Source organism: Nibribacter ruber (assembly GCF_009913235.1).
In the GTDB taxonomy this organism is placed as follows: Bacteria; Bacteroidota; Bacteroidia; order Cytophagales; family Hymenobacteraceae; genus Nibribacter; species Nibribacter ruber.
The window spans coordinates 1,460,108-1,479,140 of record NZ_CP047897.1 but is presented as its reverse complement, the minus strand read 5'-3'; the positions used below and the strand labels follow the sequence as shown (position 1 = coordinate 1,479,140).

17 protein-coding genes are annotated in these 19,033 nt (G+C 49.2%); 13 read left to right on the top strand and 4 right to left on the bottom strand.

The window, feature by feature from the left end; translation table 11 throughout:
• Positions 1 to 509: 509 nt before the first annotated feature.
• The 5 genes from GU926_RS06270 to GU926_RS06250 all read left to right on the top strand — a co-directional run bounded on the left by GU926_RS06270 (position 510) and on the right by GU926_RS06250 (position 7,881).
• Positions 510 to 1,826: a T9SS type A sorting domain-containing protein gene (locus GU926_RS06270; protein ID WP_160690079.1), complete on the top strand. Its 1,317-nt coding sequence runs from the start codon at positions 510 to 512 to the stop codon at positions 1,824 to 1,826.
• A 639-nt stretch (positions 1,827 to 2,465) separates the two neighbouring features.
• Positions 2,466 to 3,770: a T9SS type A sorting domain-containing protein gene (locus GU926_RS06265; protein WP_160690077.1), complete on the top strand. Its 1,305-nt coding sequence runs from the start codon at positions 2,466 to 2,468 to the stop codon at positions 3,768 to 3,770.
• 1,307 nt (positions 3,771 to 5,077) lie between these two features.
• Positions 5,078 to 5,767, top strand: a complete 690-nt coding sequence (locus GU926_RS06260; RefSeq protein WP_160690075.1) for a T9SS type A sorting domain-containing protein — start codon at positions 5,078 to 5,080, stop codon at positions 5,765 to 5,767.
• Positions 5,768 to 5,896: 129 nt separating this feature from the next.
• A complete protein-coding gene (locus GU926_RS06255) occupies positions 5,897 to 7,093 on the top strand; it encodes a CaiB/BaiF CoA transferase family protein (RefSeq protein ID WP_160690073.1) in 1,197 nt (398 codons plus the stop codon).
• Positions 7,094 to 7,197: 104 nt separating this feature from the next.
• Positions 7,198 to 7,881, top strand: coding sequence for a hypothetical protein (locus tag GU926_RS06250; RefSeq protein WP_160690071.1), 684 nt, complete (start codon positions 7,198 to 7,200; stop codon positions 7,879 to 7,881).
• Between the two features lie 108 nt (positions 7,882 to 7,989).
• Here the strand turns inward: GU926_RS06250 and GU926_RS06245 are convergent, their stop codons facing one another.
• Positions 7,990 to 9,885 carry an ABC-F family ATP-binding cassette domain-containing protein gene (locus GU926_RS06245; RefSeq protein WP_160690069.1) on the bottom strand — a complete coding sequence of 632 codons (1,896 nt, stop codon included), beginning with the start codon at positions 9,883 to 9,885 and terminating at the stop codon, positions 7,990 to 7,992.
• 129 nt (positions 9,886 to 10,014) lie between these two features.
• Positions 10,015 to 10,419 carry an SPW repeat domain-containing protein gene (locus tag GU926_RS06240; protein WP_160690067.1) on the bottom strand — a complete coding sequence of 135 codons (405 nt, stop codon included), beginning with the start codon at positions 10,417 to 10,419 and terminating at the stop codon, positions 10,015 to 10,017.
• 147 nt (positions 10,420 to 10,566) lie between these two features.
• Between GU926_RS06240 and murI the strand changes: the two genes are divergently transcribed.
• The 5 genes from murI to GU926_RS06215 all read left to right on the top strand — a co-directional run bounded on the left by murI (position 10,567) and on the right by GU926_RS06215 (position 14,429).
• Complete coding sequence (gene murI, locus GU926_RS06235) at positions 10,567 to 11,382, top strand: glutamate racemase (RefSeq protein ID WP_160690065.1); 816 nt, start codon at positions 10,567 to 10,569, stop codon at positions 11,380 to 11,382.
• Positions 11,383 to 11,458: 76 nt separating this feature from the next.
• The gene (locus GU926_RS06230) at positions 11,459 to 12,106 is read left to right on the top strand and encodes a hypothetical protein (RefSeq protein WP_160690063.1); all 648 of its coding nucleotides are present in this window, start codon (positions 11,459 to 11,461) and stop codon (positions 12,104 to 12,106) included.
• Between the two features lie 164 nt (positions 12,107 to 12,270).
• Complete coding sequence (locus GU926_RS06225; RefSeq protein WP_160690061.1) at positions 12,271 to 13,446, top strand: glutathionylspermidine synthase family protein; 1,176 nt, start codon at positions 12,271 to 12,273, stop codon at positions 13,444 to 13,446.
• Positions 13,446 to 13,907, top strand: coding sequence for a YcxB family protein (locus tag GU926_RS06220; RefSeq protein WP_160690058.1), 462 nt, complete (start codon positions 13,446 to 13,448; stop codon positions 13,905 to 13,907). Before GU926_RS06225 ends, GU926_RS06220 begins: the two co-directional genes overlap by 1 nt.
• On the top strand, positions 13,908 to 14,429 hold the full coding sequence (locus tag GU926_RS06215; RefSeq protein ID WP_160690056.1) for a flavodoxin family protein: 522 nt from the start codon (positions 13,908 to 13,910) through the stop codon (positions 14,427 to 14,429). It begins immediately after the preceding gene.
• 1 nt (position 14,430) lies between these two features.
• Here GU926_RS06215 and GU926_RS18455 read toward each other — a convergent pair whose 3' ends face one another.
• Both GU926_RS18455 and GU926_RS06205 read right to left on the bottom strand, forming a co-directional pair.
• Complete coding sequence (locus GU926_RS18455; protein ID WP_160690054.1) at positions 14,431 to 15,036, bottom strand: DUF1801 domain-containing protein; 606 nt, start codon at positions 15,034 to 15,036, stop codon at positions 14,431 to 14,433.
• 88 nt (positions 15,037 to 15,124) lie between these two features.
• Positions 15,125 to 15,862, bottom strand: coding sequence for an outer membrane lipoprotein-sorting protein (locus GU926_RS06205; protein WP_160690052.1), 738 nt, complete (start codon positions 15,860 to 15,862; stop codon positions 15,125 to 15,127).
• Between the two features lie 213 nt (positions 15,863 to 16,075).
• Between GU926_RS06205 and GU926_RS06200 the strand changes: the two genes are divergently transcribed.
• The 3 genes from GU926_RS06200 to GU926_RS06190 all read left to right on the top strand — a co-directional run bounded on the left by GU926_RS06200 (position 16,076) and on the right by GU926_RS06190 (position 18,857).
• Positions 16,076 to 17,179, top strand: coding sequence for a complex I subunit 1/NuoH family protein (locus GU926_RS06200; RefSeq protein ID WP_160690050.1), 1,104 nt, complete (start codon positions 16,076 to 16,078; stop codon positions 17,177 to 17,179).
• Between the two features lie 4 nt (positions 17,180 to 17,183).
• Entirely contained in the window at positions 17,184 to 17,810 is a 627-nt protein-coding gene (locus GU926_RS06195; protein WP_160690048.1) for a NuoI/complex I 23 kDa subunit family protein, read from the top strand.
• 354 nt (positions 17,811 to 18,164) lie between these two features.
• Positions 18,165 to 18,857 (top strand): hypothetical protein, encoded by a 693-nt coding sequence (locus tag GU926_RS06190; protein ID WP_160690046.1) that lies wholly within the window; start codon positions 18,165 to 18,167, stop codon positions 18,855 to 18,857.
• Positions 18,858 to 19,033: the final 176 nt, after the last annotated feature.

The following is a 19,033-nucleotide window of genomic DNA, read 5'->3' as shown; positions in this document are numbered from 1 at the left end:
GTAACTGCTTTAATAGTAATACGTTAAGGAATGTATATGATTTATTTGGGAGAAATTAGAAAGTAATCTTCTAGTGATTCCAATAGCGCCTGTATAACTAATCAGGCTAGATAAACCTCTCCTTACTGCCATACTCCCCCTCCGGCAGATGTTTGCAATGTAGTCCAGAAAAAACGTGTTATTCGTTCATTGCGCTCCCTTGTATCTGCCCGGCAGGTGCTAGACATGTTGTAAAATTACGCTTTCCTCTTACCATCTCTTGCGTAAGAAATGCCGCTCCGCTTACCTGCTTCCTCAGCAGTACTTTATGCCTTAGTATCCTTCCTACTTTCTGCTTACCCGCTTACATCATGAGAAAATTATTACTTTCTTGGGTAATTACCCTATTCGTATTCCTGTTTGCTCACCCATCCTTTGCACAATGTCCCAGCTCAACTACTATTTTTAGATCATACGCGGGGACTGTGCCCCCTACTGGTAAGAATAGTTCAGGTTTTGATGTTTACTATTTGAGTGCGTCTGTGTTGAATGAATACTACATCAGACTCACCTTTAAAGTAGTGAATTACTACCAAAACGCTGGTATGGATTATCTAGGCTGTCAAATGCCCGATGGGGCAGGAGTTGTATCCTCCGGAGTATCGTTTAAATCTCCATCCTCGCTCATTTTTGAGATTCAAAATGGGACCAATGTCACTAATAAGAATCAGAACCTTTTTTATGGCGTCAAACTGGTATCAATAGATGAAAAAAGCCAATTCAAATCTGGAGCCGCCCTGCCTAATAATAACATCTACACTATTGACATGAGCCTATATGAGTTTAGTTTGCTTAACTCTCTTAAGCTGGCAGTACGGGCAGGCGGCGATGGCGGTGGCGGGGGAAATGAGAAGTTTTTTCCGGTTCTAATTGATGTTTCAAGCTGTAAAAGCGGGTTTAGTGCAAAATTGGCAGCCTTTACACCCAAAAAGATTGCCTTGGCTTCTGGTTTAAGTACGCCCATGGCTGGAGACATTGTGCAGTATACTATTCCCCAAGATTCTGACCGGCCTCAGTTAACTTATAATTGGGGGGTGCCAGATGTTAATGATGCGTTAGGCACTTCACCTGGTTGGCAGATTTTGGGAGGGCAGGGCACAAATACAGTAACCGTGAAAGTAGGGAATGGTAGTGGCTCCATGCGTGTAGAAGTGACAGATCCTTCCTTGCCTTTAGGTGCCAGAACAAACGTCCGCACCATGCCGGTCACCGTAGTTCCTAATCCATTGCCTGTAGAATTAGTCCAGTTTGAGGGCGTGGCTCAACCTGACGGGGTGCACCTACGTTGGTCTACCGCCACAGAAATAGACAATGATCGCTTTGAGGTAGAGCGCAGCATAGACGGTAAGAACTTCGTGAAAATTGGCGAAGTAAAAGGCACCGGCAACAGCAACACCTTGCAAACCTATTTCTTCAAAGACGGTCAGGCACCGGCGGGTATTTATTACTATAGACTCAACCAGATTGATTTTGACCAGGATCAGGAGTATTCTAAAGTGATCTCCGTGAAAACGGCCAAGGCTATTTCACATGGCGCACTAAGCATATTTCCTAACCCTATTACGCAAGGGACGGTGACCATTAAATATCCTTCAAACGCTTCCATCAGCCAAAGTACCTTGCAACTAGTGGATTTAAACGGGCGGGTGGTGTACTCCAGAGTAGTAGATAATACCGCCGGTGAAGTTAACTTAGAAGTTGGACAGCTAGGCCTGAGGAAAGGCTTATACCTAGTTAACCTTGCTACGGGCAGCCATGTGCAAAGGCTACGCTTCTTAATACAGTAAAGAGTTAGCAATAGGATGCTATGGGAAAGGCAGCGGCTCTTAGCCGCTGCTTTTTTGTGCCCCGTTACCAGTTCAAATGACGCTGATATAAGAATAGACAGAAAAGTAACCGCGCCGTCATAAACCCTACTTCCTTATAAAGATTTACAGAACCTCATTGCACTCTTGAGGTGAAGAGCCATAAAACCGAAACACCTTAGCAGCCAGGGCGTTAAACAAATCATAAAGAACTAGTCTACCCTCTGTAAGGCTAGCTGAACTTAGTACTGTAGTGGCTGTTGCAGGGAGTTCATCCTATTCAACGCCAGCAGGGTTGCCCCCTTTCTCATCAGCCTTTAAGGGTTGGTGCTTCCTTCTGGAGACGTGTACTAATCAGTAAATCAATTCTTTGTTCTCACTTCTACCCTACGTGTCAGTTTAACTGGCAAACACCCGTCCCAAAGTAAGTGTCTGTGTCCAATCAGGGTAGGCACTTCCTAGCTGCTCTTTATCCCTTGCTATCCTACGGTAATCATGAAAAATCTCATACTAATATGGGTCGCGGCCCTATACCTTTTGTTTTTCAACATCCCTGTCAGTCCGCAGGCGCAAAGCACTGGTGCCCGGGAAACTTTTTATAAAACGTCTTCTTTGGAGTATATGTCTCCAGACAAAGAGGAACTGCACCTTAATACTAACAATCTGGAACAAGATCAGGCCTTGGTGCTAAAACCTGAAGTTTCATTGGCTCCTCCGGAAATGCTGGATGGTTGCAAAGATAGCAAGCCCTCAGAAATAAGAAGTTCTGTCTCAGACCCATGCCCAGGAGTAGTCTTAACGTATTCTGTAGACGCTAATCCAGATTTTACCTCTTATGAATGGGAAATGCCCCGCTCCAATACAGGCAATATGAGTTCTGACTGGATGATTATCTCTGGCCAGGGAACCAACAGCATTAAAGTGCGAGCTGGCGAAAAGGCCGGTACCATCAAGCTTGCAGTTGAGCACAAACGGTGTGGTAAAGGCGTGCAGACCATCCCGGTAACTCCTAAGAATGGTTGTAGTGGTACCTGTTCCGCACCATCTGGCACTCTCACTGGCCCAGAGGTAGTGTGTTATATTTATGAAGTCGTAGAAGCCCCCTACGTATTCAAAGTGGAGAATCCTGAGGAGGGTCTCACCTATGACATCATGCTCCCTGAAGGCTTTATAGAGTTGAGCAGAGGAGAAGATTCTGTGAGCGCGGTTTCTTTCTTTATTCCCGAAGAAGTGGACTCCATCCAGACCATCACCTTGGTGACCTCTAACGGCTGTAACTCAAGCATAAGTACCTTAAACGTTACCCTGCGTGACCAGAATTGTGAACCCGGCGAATCCAGTGGACCAGGAGGTGATCCTCTACCAGTAGAACTTGCCTTGTTTGAAGGCATCTCCAGAGGCAATAGGGTTGAATTGAAATGGACAACGGCCACCGAAATAAACAATGACAGGTTTGAAGTGGAGCGAAGCATGGACGGCAAAGAATTTAGTGTCATTGGTACCGTGCATGGGGCAGGTACCAGTAATACGCTACAGACGTATTCCTTTTCAGACATGGAGGCCAGCGAAGGCACTGTCTATTATCGTCTTAACCAGATAGACTTTGACGGCAGTCATGAGTACTCAAAAGTAATAGCCGTACAGCATGCCCGGGCAGGCAACCAGGGGATGTCAGTAAAACTATATCCTAATCCCATAGCAGACGGCATACTCACGCTTAAAATGGAACGGCTACCCATCAATAATGCGCCAGTACAAGTACAGCTTCGGGATATGAGCGGAAAAGTGATGTACGCTACTACCTTGGCTTCTAATACGCAAGAAGCCTCTTTGTCCCTGAAGGACTTGGGCTTACGAAAAGGGTTATACCTGGTATCTCTTACCGCAGAAAACGAGTCTCAAATGCATAGAATCATTATTCAATAACGATTAATACCAAGTATGGATAACGGGAGAAGCAGTGGCCAGTGGCCGCTGCTTTTTTTATTCTAGGAGTAAAATCAGGTAAAAACTTAGAAATCCCCTTGTCATGGAAGTTTCACGATTTATTGATTGAGGAAGGAAAGTGTAAGTATTAATCGCTTGTTCTATGAAAATCTATATTATTTATAGGTATTCGTATGTATAAATACTGGTTTTGGTGTTTTGCGAATAAAAATATTAATTTTATATGCATTAGCTATTGCCTTTGTCACTTTAGATAGTTAGTATTACACTATGGAATTTTAGGAAGGTTCTAACAAAGTTTTTTGTTTTGCTTAGGTGCTGTTGGCATTGAGCCTACGTTCACCTAAAGCATCATCTTAAAACTCCCTTTTTGAGACTCCGCCAGCCTGTATGCCCCCTGGCAGGTGAGGTTTAGCAATTCATTTTTACCAGCAAGTATTCTGTTTACAGTAGTTGATTGAGCTTCAATGGGTTCTAATAGAATTCATTACATCCAATCTTTTAGAAGCCTCGGTTCCTTCCGCTGTCTAACACTACCTGCTACACGCTAAAGAAAAAGACATCCTATTTTATCATAGAAAATGAATATGAAAAGACTTTTACGTAATTACTGGTTTTCATTTGTATGTCTAGCTCTTTTTAGCTTCCATACTCAGGCACAGACTTGTTCTACTACACCAACTACCATTTCAAGCGGAGAAATGGACATAACTTTTAAGAGTGTTTCGTTTTCTGATGGGAAAGCGAAGCTTACTTTTAGAGTGGTCAACGGCAACAAGAACGGCAACTTTGAGTATGTGGCCTTTCAGCTTCCAGGTAAAAATGCTGCTATAACTCCTGGCTTGGCAACTCAAAGTGTAACATCAAAGACATCAACAAATATTACTTACTCAGTAGAAAACCCTGCCAGATTACCAGAGTATTCTATCAAATATAGTATGACTTCTGCTCATGGTATTTTTAAGAGCCTGGGCTATGATGATTTCACATATGAAATGAGTGCTTACGAGTTCTCGCAGATGAACACCCTTACCGTTACAGCAAAGCATGCTAGAATCACACAACCTATTAAAATAACCTTTAACCTGAGGGATACCGCAGGCCAACCATTGTATTGTCAGCCAGCTACTCCTAGCTTTGCCTCTATAACAGCTTCTGGAATTGACGGTCTGGAAAGCCCTATGTCCGGAAGCACTTCTATTTACTCAGTAACTAGCTCCCCTTCAGCCTATACTTGGTTTGCTCCAGGAACTGATTGGACAATTAATAATAATATTATCAATCCAATGTCTGCGAAGGTGGGTGCGCAGGCAGGGACTTTGTGGGTAAGGTTAGAGGAACTAAACGCACAAGGTCAAAAAACAGGGAACAGCATCATCAGGACACTGGCTGTTTCACCATTCCCTAACCCACTGCCGGTAGAACTAGTGAAATTTGCAGGAGTAGCCAAAAGCGGGGCAGTGGAGTTGTCTTGGAGCACGGCTTCTGAGAAAAACAATGACCGGTATGAGGTAGAGCGCAGCGCCAATGGCCGTGACTTCCTGAAGATAGGCACGGTAACAGGAGCAGGAAACAGCAGCGTGTTACTGCATTATCAGTTCCTGGACAGCAGCCCTTTGTCTGGTACCACGTACTACCGGCTTAAACAAGTGGACTATGACCTGCAATATGAGTACTCAAAAGTAATAGCGGTGAAAACTGCTCAGGCCGGTACCAATTTTGAGGCGGTACTGTCTCCTAACCCGGTGGTTGAAAATCTCCTTTCTATCAGGTTAAAGAATTATTCAAGTGACAAAGGCGCCGTAGAGCTTTCCCTCACAGATTTGAGCGGGAAGGTGGTATTCAAGAAACAACTGGACCCAACTGGGCAAGAGATACGGGTTGAATTCAATCCAAACCAGGTGAAGAAGGGAATGTACTTGGCAACTGTTACCTCAGCAGGAAACGCCCAGGTGCAAAGAATCCTCATTCAATAAGCACAGTAATAGAAACCCACGAAAGGAAGGCAACGGCATAAGTCGTTGCCTTTTTTTATGGCTTCTGTTAGGCCAGTTTTTAAACCAGCCGTTTTTGGGCTATTTTACCGGAAACAGCCCAAAAACGACATGGCACAAGAAGGCATAGGGACCGGTTTATTGGTAGTTGAACTGGCAAGCGTACTGGCAGGCCCCAGTGTAGGACAGTTTTTTGCAGAGTTGGGAGCCACCGTGATTAAAGTAGAGAATCTTAAAACCAAGGGAGATGTTACCCGTCGCTGGAAACTTCCCTCTGAAGCCGCCTTCCAGGACGTATCAGCGTACTTCGCCTCTGCCAACTGGGGCAAAAAATCTATAGCTGTGGACCTTTCTCTGCCAGAGGGAAAAGAAATAGCCTATGCGTTACTGGACAAGGCAGACGTGGCGCTTACCAGTTTTAAACCCGGCGATGCTGAGAAGCTGCGCATGGATTTTGCCACGCTTTCTGCCAGAAACCATCGCTTGTTGTATGGGGCCATTACCGGGTACGGCAGTCAGGTATCCCGCGCCGGGTATGACGCGGTTCTACAGGCAGAGGCAGGCTTTATGTACCTAAATGGAGAACCAGGCGGCCCTCCCGTCAAGATGCCGGTGGCCCTGATAGACCTGCTGGCGGCCCATCAGTTAAAGGAAGGTTTGTTAGCAGCTTTATGGAACAGAGAGAAGACCAACAAAGGGCAGTACGTGGAGGTTTCCCTGGTTCGGGCGGCCATTGCCTCATTGGCCAACCAGGCTACCAATTATTTGGTGGCAGGAGAGGAGCCTCAACGCATGGGGTCAGAGCATCCCAACATTGCACCCTATGGAACGGTGTTTACAACGGCAGACCAGAAGGAGGTGGTGTTGGCGGTAGGCGATGACCGGCAGTTCACCAACCTTTGCAAGGTGCTGGGTAAACCCGAGATAGCCTTAGATCCACAGTTTGCTACCAACAAAGCGCGCGTTCAAAACAGAGGGGCGCTCAATACCTTGCTCAGAAACCAGATAGCACTGCAAAACCGTAACTTGTTTCTAACGGCACTGCAAGAACAGCAGGTGCCCGCCGGGGCGGTGCATACCATCCCAGAAGCCTTGGCCATGCCCCAAGCCCAGGAACAGTTGGTGCAGGACGCTGCTACCGGTCTGCGCGGATTGCGGCAGGTGGCTTTTAAGGACTTAGAACAAGAGCAGCTCAACCTTCTTCCGCCTCCTGGTTTGGGCCAGCATACTCAACAAATCTTGCAGGAATGGGCAGGTCTTAGCGCGGCCAAAGTGCAGAAGTTAACTCAGGAAGGAGTAGTCCTCTAACCGGCGTTTCACGAAAAGGATAACTAATTTGCTCCGTAAAAGGTACTATAACAGATGTTCTCACGCTCATTTGGCAGGGAACTCCCCATACTAAACTACACACTATGGAAGATAGATTGGAATCCATATTTGAGGGCCTTCAGCAGAAGTCGTCCTCCAAGCAGGCCATTTTCCGGAACACCCAAGATGCATTTGACCGGCTTCGGGCGGTTTCTATTGAACTGGTGGGCAAATTAACGGAACGCCTGGCCACCATAGACACCACTGTGGTCATTGAATATAGAAGCATCAACGATTTTGAGTTTCACATCAAGTTCTCCGGCGACCTGCTCATCTTTGTGATGCACTCCAACGTAATCACCCTCCCAGACGAACATGAACTCATGCGCAGCCGATACGTGGAAGAAGACTTCAGGCGGCGGTTCTTTGGGCACATCATGGCCTATAACTTCATGGCAGACTCCATTAAGTACAACCGTCTGAATGATCCAGGATACCTGTTGGGCCGCGTGCTCATCAACATAGACAATCATTTCTACCTGGAAGGCGTGAAGCAGCTGGACCTCAATTACTCTGACATGTCTAAAAACCTGATCACGGAGGAGACCCTGCGGCTGTTCACTGAGAGCGCCATGATTGCCTCTGTCAACAATGACCTGGTGGCCCCAGACGTAGACGAAATAAGAAAAATCACCGTGAAACAGAAACTGGAAGAACAGATGGTGAGCACTCCGCAGAAGGTGGGTTTCTCATTTAGTTTCCAGCAGAAGAAAGCGCCCATGTACTAGGCACATGAAGACCCTACTAATAGAAAGAGGCACCTCGTTCCCGGGGTGCCTCTTTTCGTTTTTGGCTTCTTTTCTGGAAAACAAGCCAAAAACGGTCAAATCATAAATCTACACGAAGTCAGCGAGTTCAAGCCAGCGCTCCGTCTTGGTTTCTACCAGGTGCGTGATTTCCTGTACCCGCTGGGCAATCTCTGCCAGGCGTTTATGGTCTGCTGCGCCACTGTTCATTTCAGCCAGAACGGTTTCTTTTTCTTCCTCCAGCTGTTCAATTTCCTTTTCCAGGCGTTCGTATTCTTGTTTCTCTTTGAACGAGGCTTTGCGTTTTGGCGCTGCTTCTACAACAGGCGCAGCGGCGGCAGGCTTTTCAACGGGGGCCGGTTTGGCGGCTTGTTTGGCCTCTTCCTGTGCTTTCAAAGACTCGCGTTCTTTGGCCCACTCACGGTAGTCTGTGTAGTTGCCCGGGAAGTCGCGGAGGTGGCCGTTCTCTTCAAACACAAACAAGTGCTCCACCAGACGGTCCATGAAGTATCTATCATGCGACACAATCAATAAGGAACCACCAAACTGCAGCAGGAAGTCTTCCAGAATGTTGAGCGTCTGAATGTCCAGGTCATTGGTAGGCTCATCCAGGATCAAGAAGTTGGGGTTCTTGATGAGTACGCGCAAGAGTTGTAGTCTGCGTTTCTCGCCACCGCTGAGCTTGCTCACAAACGTATATTGCTGGGCCGGCGGAAACTGGAAGTGCTGCAGGAACTGGCTGGCCGTGATGACCTCACCATTGCCGGTTTCCACTACCTCGGCTACTTCCTTCACCACGTCAATTACGCGTTGGTTTTCATTGAACGTGAGCTCTGTCTGGGTGTAATAACCAAAAACCGTGGTCTGTCCGGCAATGATCTCGCCGCTGTCTGGGGCCATCTTGCCCGTGAGCATGTTCAGGAATGTGGTTTTGCCGGCGCCGTTGGGGCCTACAATGCCCACGCGGTCCTTCTTTCTAAACACATAGCTGAAGTCATCCAACACCACTTTCTCTCCGAAGCGCTTGCTTAAATGGTCAATCTCCAGAATCTGGTTGCCCTGGCGCGAAGTCTTCACGGACAGCTCCAAGGCGGTGCGGGTGTCTTTCTGGGAGGTCTTGTCCTTTAAATCATAAAACGCGTCTACCCTGGACTTGGACTTGGTGCCGCGGGCGCGGGGCTGCTTGCGCATCCAGTCCAGTTCTTTCTTGAGGAGTTGCTTGGCCTTGCCCATTTCCGCGGAGTTGGCTTCTTCTTGTTCGGCCTTTTTCTCTACGTAATAGCTGTAATTGCCTTTGTAGCTGTATACCTGGCCTCGGTCTAACTCTGCAATCTCATTGGCCACCTGGTCCAGGAAGTAACGGTCGTGGGTGACCATCAACAAAGTGGTTTGCTCAGTGGTGAGCAGGTTCTCAAACCATTCAATGGTCTCCAGGTCCAAGTGGTTGGTAGGCTCGTCCAGAATCAATAAGTCTGGCTCTTCAATTAAGACGCGGGCCATAGCCACACGCTTTTTCTGACCTCCGGAGAGATGGTCTACCAGTACGTCCAGGTTCTGAATGCCCAGTCTGCCCAGAATCTGCTTGGTGCGCACCTCGTATTCCCAGGCGTGGAGGGTTTCCATGCGCTCCATCACTTTCTGCATGCGGTCATCTGAGGTGTTGGGGTCTTCCAAGCAGGCCTCATAGTCCCTGATGGCGTCCAGTACTTCGGTCTGACCAGAGAAAATGGCCTCCTGTACGCTGGCGCCCGCCGGAAACTCGGGCTGTTGCCACAGGTAGCCTACTTTAATGCCTTTGCGCACGCTCACAGAACCGTTGTCTGGCGGAATGCTGCCGGCTAATATTTTAAGAAGCGTGGTTTTACCGGCTCCGTTGGCCCCAATCAAGGCAATGCGCTGGCCGCGGTTTAAGCCGAAGGTGAGGTTCTGGAAAAGCCACCGGTCTCCAAAGCTTTTAGAGATAGAATCTGCTGATAGGTAATTCATGGTGCAAAGGTACGCAAACAAGGCAGGGGAAACCACAACCGTTGGTAATGTATAGACATAAAAAAGGCCGGGATGCGTGGCCCGGCCTTTCTCTGCTTTTTCTTTAACTTAATTCTACCAGGCTGCCCCTTAATGGGTATGGCCGTGGTGCATGCCGCCTCTCAGCGGGTTGTGCGTAGCGGCTCCATGTTCTGGAGACACTCTGGTCATCATGGCTTCCAAGACAATCATGATACCTACAATCAGGTGAGGCAGGTAAACATATTCGTCAAAATTGAAGATCCATGGTGATGCTGCCAGGAAGATACCAATCAGGTAGTCCATGTTCAAGTGCATGTTCATAGACATTACTCTAAACATACCCACTTCAAAATTGGTCATCAAGGCTTGTAGTATAATCACGGCACCTACAATCATAGGCACCCAGGTTTCTGCGCCTCCGCGGTCAAAATCCAAAATGAACGGAGCCGCAATCAGTAGAGCACCCACTAGATAATCCATTATCCCGTGGGTACGGGTTGAAAGTAATTTCATAATGTTTCTCCTATTTTAGGTTTGTGTTATATGGCTTTTTACGCTTTTTGCGGCCTCTTGTTTCAAAATGGTGCAATTCTGTTTTGTATTTTGCTAAGATGAGGGGCGTGCGGGAAACACGGAGAGTATTTTGTAAATTGCAGCCGCATGCAGACAGAACCAAGAGACCGGCCCATAGGTATTTTTGACAGTGGCATTGGCGGCTTAACCGTTGCCAAAGCCATCAAAGCCCTTTTACCGCAAGAACAGCTCATCTATTTCGGGGACACGGCGCACCTGCCGTATGGTGATAAAAGTACGGCGGCCATCCAGGCCTACGCAGTAAAAATCTGTGATTTGTTGTTGCGCCAGCAATGTAAAATAATTCTGATTGCGTGTAATTCGGCATCGGCGGCGGCGTATGAACTGGTGAGAGAATACGTGGGCAGCAAGGCGCATGTGCTCAACGTGATTGACCCGGTGGTGCAGTTTGTGGGGCAGGCGTACGCGCATAGAACCATTGGGCTCATTGGCACCAAGCAAACCGTCAACTCCAACGTCTACAAAAAGAAGATTGACAACTTGGACCAGGGCATAGTGCTGCATTCTCTGGCCACGCCTTTGCTGGCGCCTATGGTAGAGGAAGGCTTTTTTAACAACACCATCTCTGAGAGCGTCATCCAAACCTACCTCTCAGACCCCAGCTTGCAAGACATTGAGGCCTTGATCCTGGGCTGTACGCATTATCCCTTAATCAAAGAACAGATTGAACGCTTCTACCAGGGCCGCGTGGCCGTGCTGGATTCTTCTGAACTGGTAGCCCGGCACGTGGGCGAGGAACTGCAACGACTGAACCTGGCGGCAACCACCCTTCAGGGCGAGGCCCACTTCTACGTTTCTGACTACACGGCATCGTTTGAGGCTTCTACCAGAATCTTCTTTCAGCGGGCGGTGCGGCTGGAGCATTACCCGCTCTGGGAGTAAATAGCTGCTGTTTGGTTTGCGGCCTTGTCGTTTTTGGCCTATTTTTATAAAAACAAGCCAAAAACGCCGGTCTGCCATGAAGAAGAGATATTTTAAAGTTGGTGATTTCTCCCGCAACATGTTGCTGGTGAGCGCCGCCGCCTGCCTGGGACTAACCACCGTCTCCTGCTCAGACAATCGCTCTGCCCAAGAAACCTCCACAGAATGGAACGCCGGCGAAGAAGCCGTACCCGCCTACAGCCAGGGCGTGGTCACAGAATTGACCGAGGTAGGCCCTGACAACTGGAAGATCACAGATGAGCAGCCTGCCGCCGCCGGACAGGTAATGGCCATTCTCAAGCACCAAGATGGGAAAATAGACACCCTGCAAGGACCTGAGCTGGAAACCAGAATGAAAGAATACGCGCAGGTGAACCCCCAGAACGGTTCTGGCTTTAGCATGATGAACGTGCTCATGTGGAGCAGCATTGGCTACATGGCCGGCCGTATGCTGTCGCCTAACCCGCGCTACTACGCCAATCCAAACACCATTCAACGCAACGATGCCTGGCGCCAGCAAACTACCCAAGAGCGCTCCAGAGGGGCCCAGGCCTTCAAAAGTACATCGGGCCCGTATAGCACCCGGCCTTCCACAACTACCACCCGGTCCACGCGCCCCAGCTCCAGCCGCTCCGGTTGGTTCGGCGGACGCTCCTCTGGCCGCTCAGGTGGTTTTGGCGGTTAAAATTCATTATTGGTTGTTCGTTGTTCGAGAGGTTTGAAATCGTTTTTGGCCAGTTTTCCAGGAAACAGGCCAAAAACGGCTTTCCTTTCATTGGCTTATAAAACCAAGACGTATTCCCACTTTCGTTACTGGTCATCGCCCATTTCTAATTTTTAATAAAATCTATGCCTTCACTTCCTGTAAAATTGATGCCGCACCACGGCGATGTGACTTCCATGGTGAACCAGATGGGATGGCAGTGGGTAGTGGAGGAGGAATGTCAGACGTACTTAAGTGGTGAGGCGGTAGTCCTGCCCCAAGCCAGCGCAGATGATTTGTTGGATGCGGCCACCACCATTTACCAGATGATGGTAGAGGCGGTGCCTGATGAGTTACCAGATGATTTCCTGCGCAAGGTGGGTATTCCGGAGAAGTTGTGGCGGGCCGTGCGCCATTCCTGGAATGATGACCGCCACTGGCACCTGTACGGCCGCTTTGACCTGGCGCAGACCCCAGACGGCATCAAGCTCCTGGAATTCAACGCAGACACGGCCACCTCTATTCCAGAAACTTCTGTGGTGCAGTGGGCCAGCCTGGCGGCCGCCGGCAAACAAGACGCGCAGCAGGCCAACGGTTTGTATGAGGCTTTGGTAGAGCAGTTTCAGACCTGGAAAGGCTTGAACTCAGACGTAGACCCGGCTTTGTTGCTGGTCTATCTGGGCGAAAGCAGCGAGGACCGTACCAACTGCGAGGTGCTGGCTGAAGCCGCCCGAGAAGCTGGTTTCATGGCCCATGTCTGCCCGGTGCATGAGATGGAAGTATCTCTGGTGGGCGTAGAGCGCGGCATCTGGGCCCAGACCGGAGCAGAACAATGGCAGAAATTCTCCTTCTTGTTTAAGCTAGTGCCCTGGGAGATGCTGGCCCAGCAGGAACCAGACTTGTGCGAGGACCTGGTAGCCTTGCAATCCTCCAGAAACGTCATGATTGCCAACCCGGCCTACTCACTCATCTTCCAGAGTAAAGCCATGCTGGCGGTGTTGTGGCAGCAGTTTCCGTACCATCCGCTGTTGTTGCGCACTGAGTTCAAGTCGTTTTCTGGCAAGACGGTGCAGAAACCCATCTTCGGGCGCGAAGGGCAGAACATACAATTACGCGAGAACACAGACGTAAGCTCCACCACTGGGCAGTACGGCAACCAAGCACATATTTACCAGGAATGGGCAGACCTGCCGCAAGATCCCCGAGGCTTCTATTACCAGGCCGGCGTTTTCTGGGCCGGCGAAGGCTGTGCCATTGGGTTCCGGCGCGAGCGCGGCATCATTACCAATTTATCTCAGTTTGTGGCCCACTTGGTAGAATAATGGTAGAGCAACTGCAGGTTATATCCAGAAAAGAGAAGATTCTCGCGTTTATCCATGACTATTATGTAGGGTATGGAAAGTACGTGACCGCCATGAGGATTTTTGCCGGCCCCATCATGCTCCTGGGTGGATTGGTGATGGATGATGCCTCCAAAATCAAGTGGGCCGTCATCTTGTACGCAATTTATTACATCCTTAAGCCCTTCTTGTGGTTTCTGTTTAGGCTCTCGCAATATAAAACGGAGGAAATTGCCGTGACTGTGACAGAAGAAGCGCTTATTGTTCAGGACAGTCTTAACAACGAAAGCAAGATTGTCTGGAATACCTTTCAAGAGATAAAAGAACAGACTTTTTACTTTCTTTTCATCATTTCCTCTACGCAGCGCATCAGGATCCCCAAACGCATTCTAACCGAAGCGCAAATGCAGGAATTTAGAAGAAGAAGTGTAGTTGCAAGCTAAATGGCAAACCAGCCTCTCATCCTCTTAGCCAGCGCCCGAAAGGAAAGCGATACGGCGGCCTTTGTGCAGAAGGTGTTTCAAGACACGCCGCACACGCTGCTGGATTTGCTAGATTACCACGTAGGGCCGTACCGGTATGAGAATGATTACCCCATTGAGGATGAATTCCTGAAGCTGATAGACCAGCTCTTACAGCACCAAGTGATTGTCCTGGCCACGCCTGTGTATTGGTATGCCATGAGCGGTGGCCTCAAAACCTTCTTCGACCGCCTGACGGATTTGGTGACCGTTCAGAAATCCTTAGGCCGACAATTGGAAGGCAAATATGTGTTTCTGATGGCCGTAGGTGCCGATGATGCCTTGCCCGACGGCTTTGAAGTTCCCTTCAAGCTCACTGCCAAATACCTGCACATGCAGTACGGCAGCAGTCTCTACGCCTCCACCCAAGAACTGGAAACCGACATTTACCACTTAGGCAACCACCGCGAATTCCTGCGTGAAATTCAGGATGCCCTCCAATAGCCTAGCTGAATTTCTTGCCCTCAGAGATGCGCTCCACGGTCTTGGCAATGCGGTTGTTGCGGGTTTCTGGACGTTTGGCTTCTGATACCCAGCGCACGTACTCTTTGCGGTGCGTATAGGCCATCTTCTCAAAAGCTTCTAACTGCCGTGCCTCAGAAAGCGCTTGCTTTAAATCTTGGGGGATCTCAATAACGGCGCGTTCCGTTGATTTGGAAGCTGGTGCTGTCTTTATTTGCGCGGCGGCTTTCACGTATTCCATCACCTGCTCTTCATTCACCTGAGACGCATCTGTATACTTGATGGTGCGCATGTTTTTGGCGTCTAGTCCGGTTGTGAAAAGGGCATAGGTGTCTGGTATCAAAGCACCCTGAAAGAAGGTCATGTTCACATGTTGTTTGTGCGCACTGATGGCACACACCATGGTGTGGCCTTTCTTTTCATACACCGGCGTGCCCCACTTCCAGGACGGCTGCAGTTCTGGGTCTGCCGCGGCAATGGCTTCGCGCAGTTTCTCACAGATAGGCTGCGCAAACGCCGGCGCATTGGTGAAAAACGCATTAATCTTTTCTTCCTGTTGAGCGGGCGTCAATTTTACCGAAGTAGCCATGAATTCGTTATTTGTTGATTGCTAATTGTTGATTGTTGTTTGGAATTCGATTTTGAGCTGTTTTCTGGGAAAGAGGCTAAAAACGGGCTTACCAGCGAGCGGTTTTGAAACCCTCTACCATGAACATCACCTGAGGCAATGACTTCGGGAATTTCATATTGTAGTAGAGTTCATGCATGACCGGTTGGCCGTTGTTGGTGAAGGTAAGATCCGTGGCAATCCAGTTGCCTTGCACGTGCTGGTAACCTTTCACATCTACCACGCTCTGGTTCTGGCCGACTTGCCGAACAGTTTTCAGCAGCCACAGGTTTTTCTGGTCTATGATGAAATGGCTGGCATTCTGGTTTAGAGACGTCACACCCACCACATATACTTTTTTGCCCTGCCAAGTGGTGGCAAAGGCCTTGGTCAAATCTATGCCCGCTTCCTGCAACTGCGCCACGCTTCTAGACACCGGCTGGTGGTACACGTCAAACGCCAGCACCAACAGCTCATGCACCCGGCGGCGTCTGTTCTGCAGCACATTGTCCTTAAACACAAACTGGCTGTCCTGCGCATAGATGGCCCCATTGCCCGCCGCGAAGTCTTCAAACTTGATAACTAGCTTCCCCGGAAACGCGATGGCCTCATGCCACACCTGTTTGCTGGAATCTGTGGGAGATTTATACAGAATGGCCGTCTGGTCAAACGTGAAATACGGGTCAAACTTGCCCGCATATTTTTTATGCATCTTCTCCAGCACCTCCTGGCCCGTTAATTGAGCAGGTTCAGAAGCGAAAAGGGTAGACCAAGACAAGAACAAAGGCAACAACAGATTCAAAAACATACAGAAAGCGTCATTTGTAGGAGTCTAAAATAGAGAGATTATCTGATTCTTAAAAAGCCTTAGAGAAGTGAATGATAGCCCAAAGCGGCAGAATCGTTTTTAGGCTGATTTCTGAATTTCAGGCTAAAAACGCAATTCATAAAATGGACCTAAATCCTGTTGCCAATCAACCCTGAATAAATGTACCTTTGAACTAGTCAACTCCTTGAGCGCATGTGGGCACTGCCGTTGGTACTTCTTCTCATTTTGGGCGTGGTGGTCATCATCTTCTACGCCGAACGGAAGCTCTCTGCCTTCATGCAAGACCGCTTAGGGCCCATGGAAGCCGGTCCTTACGGCACCTTGCAATTCGCCGCTGATTTACTCAAGCTCCTCCAGAAAGAAGATATTGTGCCCGCTGCGGCAGACAAAATGCTGTTCAAATATGCGCCGCTGGTCATCTTTGCCTCGGTGCTGGCGGGCTTCGCGGTCATTCCTTTAACACCTGATTTGGTCCCATCTGGCACGCCCATTGGTTTGTTTTTTCTGCTGGCCATTGTGTCACTTGATGTCATTGGCTTGCTCATGGCCGGTTGGGGTTCTAATAACAAATATGCTTTGCTGGGCGCTATGCGGTCGGTGGCGCAGATTGTGTCCTATGAGATTCCGGCGGGACTGGCTATTTTGAGCGTGGTCATCATCGGTCAGAGCCTGGACTTGCAGGAAATCAGTTTTCAGCAGGGCGTGCATCTGCAACAGTTTCCGGGGTATGCGCAGGAGGTGAATTACCTGTTCGGGTTGAAGGAGCTGGGCATAGACGTGACCCACGTGGGCGGAATCCTAAGCTGGAACATTGTTCGTGTGCCTTTGCTGAGCCTCGGGTTCATCATCTACTTTATAGCGTCTTTAGCCGAGTGTAACCGCGCGCCCTTTGACATTCCGGAGGCCGAGTCTGAGTTGGTGGCCGGTTTTCACGTAGAATACAGTGGATTTAGGTTTGCCACGCTGTTCCTAGCCGAGTACGCCATGATGCTGTTGGTGAGTCTGGTGGCCGTCATTCTGTTTTTAGGTAGCTGGAATACGCCTTTCCCCAACATGGGGCCTGTGAGACTAGCCGATTGGACCACCGGAACGCTAGGTGCCTGGTCCGGGAATTTATGGGCTTTTTTCTGGCTGGTGAATAAGGCCTTGGTGTTGATGGTGGTGCAGGTGTGGTTGCGTTGGACGTTCCCGCGTATGCGCGTAGACCAACTCATGCACCTGTGCTGGAAAATACTCACGCCGGCCGCCTTAGTGTTGGTTTTAATAGCCGCCGTCTGGCGCTTGTTGATGATTTAAACTCATGGAGAACCCTCAGGAGAAAATAGGCAGTTTGCAGCGCCGCGGCTTTTGGCGGGACCTCCAATCCTTGTGGCAGGGCCTGGGCCTCACCTGGAGACACCTGTTCCAGGCACGGGAGCGACGTTCGCCCCTGCACATCGCAGACCCCAACTACTTCCAGCAAGACACGGGCGTGGTGACACTTACCTATCCTTATGAATCCTTGCCGGTGCCCGAGAATGGGCGCTACCGTCTGCACAATGAAATTGATGACTGCATAGTCTGCGACCTCTGCGCCAAAATCTGCCCCGTGGACTGCATCACCATTGAGTCTGTGAAAGCCACAGAAGAAATAGGCGAAACCTCTGACGGTACCAAGAAGCGTCTCTACGCACCCGTCTTCGACATTGACCTGGCCAAGTGCTGTTACTGCGGCCTCTGCACCACCGTGTGCCCCACCGACTGCCTCACCATGACCAAGGTCTATGACTTCGCGGAAGTGGACATCAAAAACATGATTTACCATTTCACAGACCTCACGCCAGAACAAGCCGAGGAAAAGAAAAAACTCTGGGCCGACCAGCAGGAAGCCATTGCTGTGGCCAAAGCCGAAGCCATGAAAGCCCGTCAACAGCAGAAGGGGGAATAAGCGTTTTTGGTCTGTTTTCTGGAAAAGAAGCTAAAAACGAAGTTGGCACTTTATGGCTTTAAACTTCAGAAGCACTCTTCTTTTCTATGAGCCCAGTTGTACTTCTTATAAAGACATGAAAATTCTCTCGCTCGCCTCTGGCGAGTGTGGGCATTCTGTGGCCTTTGGGCCGCTTCGCGACGTAACCGTCATCAATTTAGTAGCGGCGGGACGCCGTACGTTCCTCACACTCGCCAGAGGCGAGCGAGTTTTGGCCTGTTTTCTAGAAAGTAGGCCAAAAACGAGGTTGAATCTTTCTTAGGCAAAACACTTTCCAAGGCTTCCTTTCGTTCTTAAATTTTGGTAAATTGTTGCATGGCGCGCGTACTTTCCTTTTTCGGTCTTCTGCTTTTCTTATCTGTTTCTACTGGGTTTGCCCAGCAGAAAGTGACGCATGCTACCTTTTCCTGTAAACCTGTCAATGAAACCAAGGCTGTGCCAGAATTAGCCGCATTTGTCCAGCAAGTCATTACGGCCTGTGCGCAAAAAGACACGGTCTTCTTAATGAATGCGGTAGGCGACAGCGTGGCCGTTTCGCATGGGGGCGGGTCTTACGGCAAAGCAGACTTTTTAGAGGATTTCCTTAAAAAGATGGAGGGATTCACTAGCCTGAAAGAAGCGCTTGCGTTGGGCGGCACCATTGAGAAGGAAGAAGGCAGAGAGGTGTACCAGTTCCCGTATGTGCAATCGCAGAGATTCTATAGCCCGCAGCTAGACAACTTTGACGTAGATTTATATGCCACGGTCATCGGGTTAAAACCATTGCTGCCGGTATACGCAAAGCCCTCCTTGAAGGCCCCCAAAGCGGCCGTGCTGGCGTACCCGCTCCTGGAGATTGCCGAAGACGGTGACCACGAGGACCCTGTCTGGGCCAAAGTGCATACGTTTGACAAGAAAGTGCAGGGCTTTGTGCAATGGAAAGACGTGTACGCGGCCTCGGGCATAACCGTGCAGATAGTGAAAGAGGGCACCGGCTTCAAGATTGTCTCTGTAGCTCCTTTTGATTAAAATTTTCCCTTTTAGCTAAACGAGAGATTCTTTCTAGGCGCTTCACAAGTTAGTTGAGGTGGAGGGTGTCTTCCATTTTTGGCGTGGTTTCCAGAAAACAGCCCAAAAACGGAAGAGAAAGAAGTACCTTCGCTTTTGGTTTCTGGTGCGTATATAGCACCATTGTTTTCCCAGAG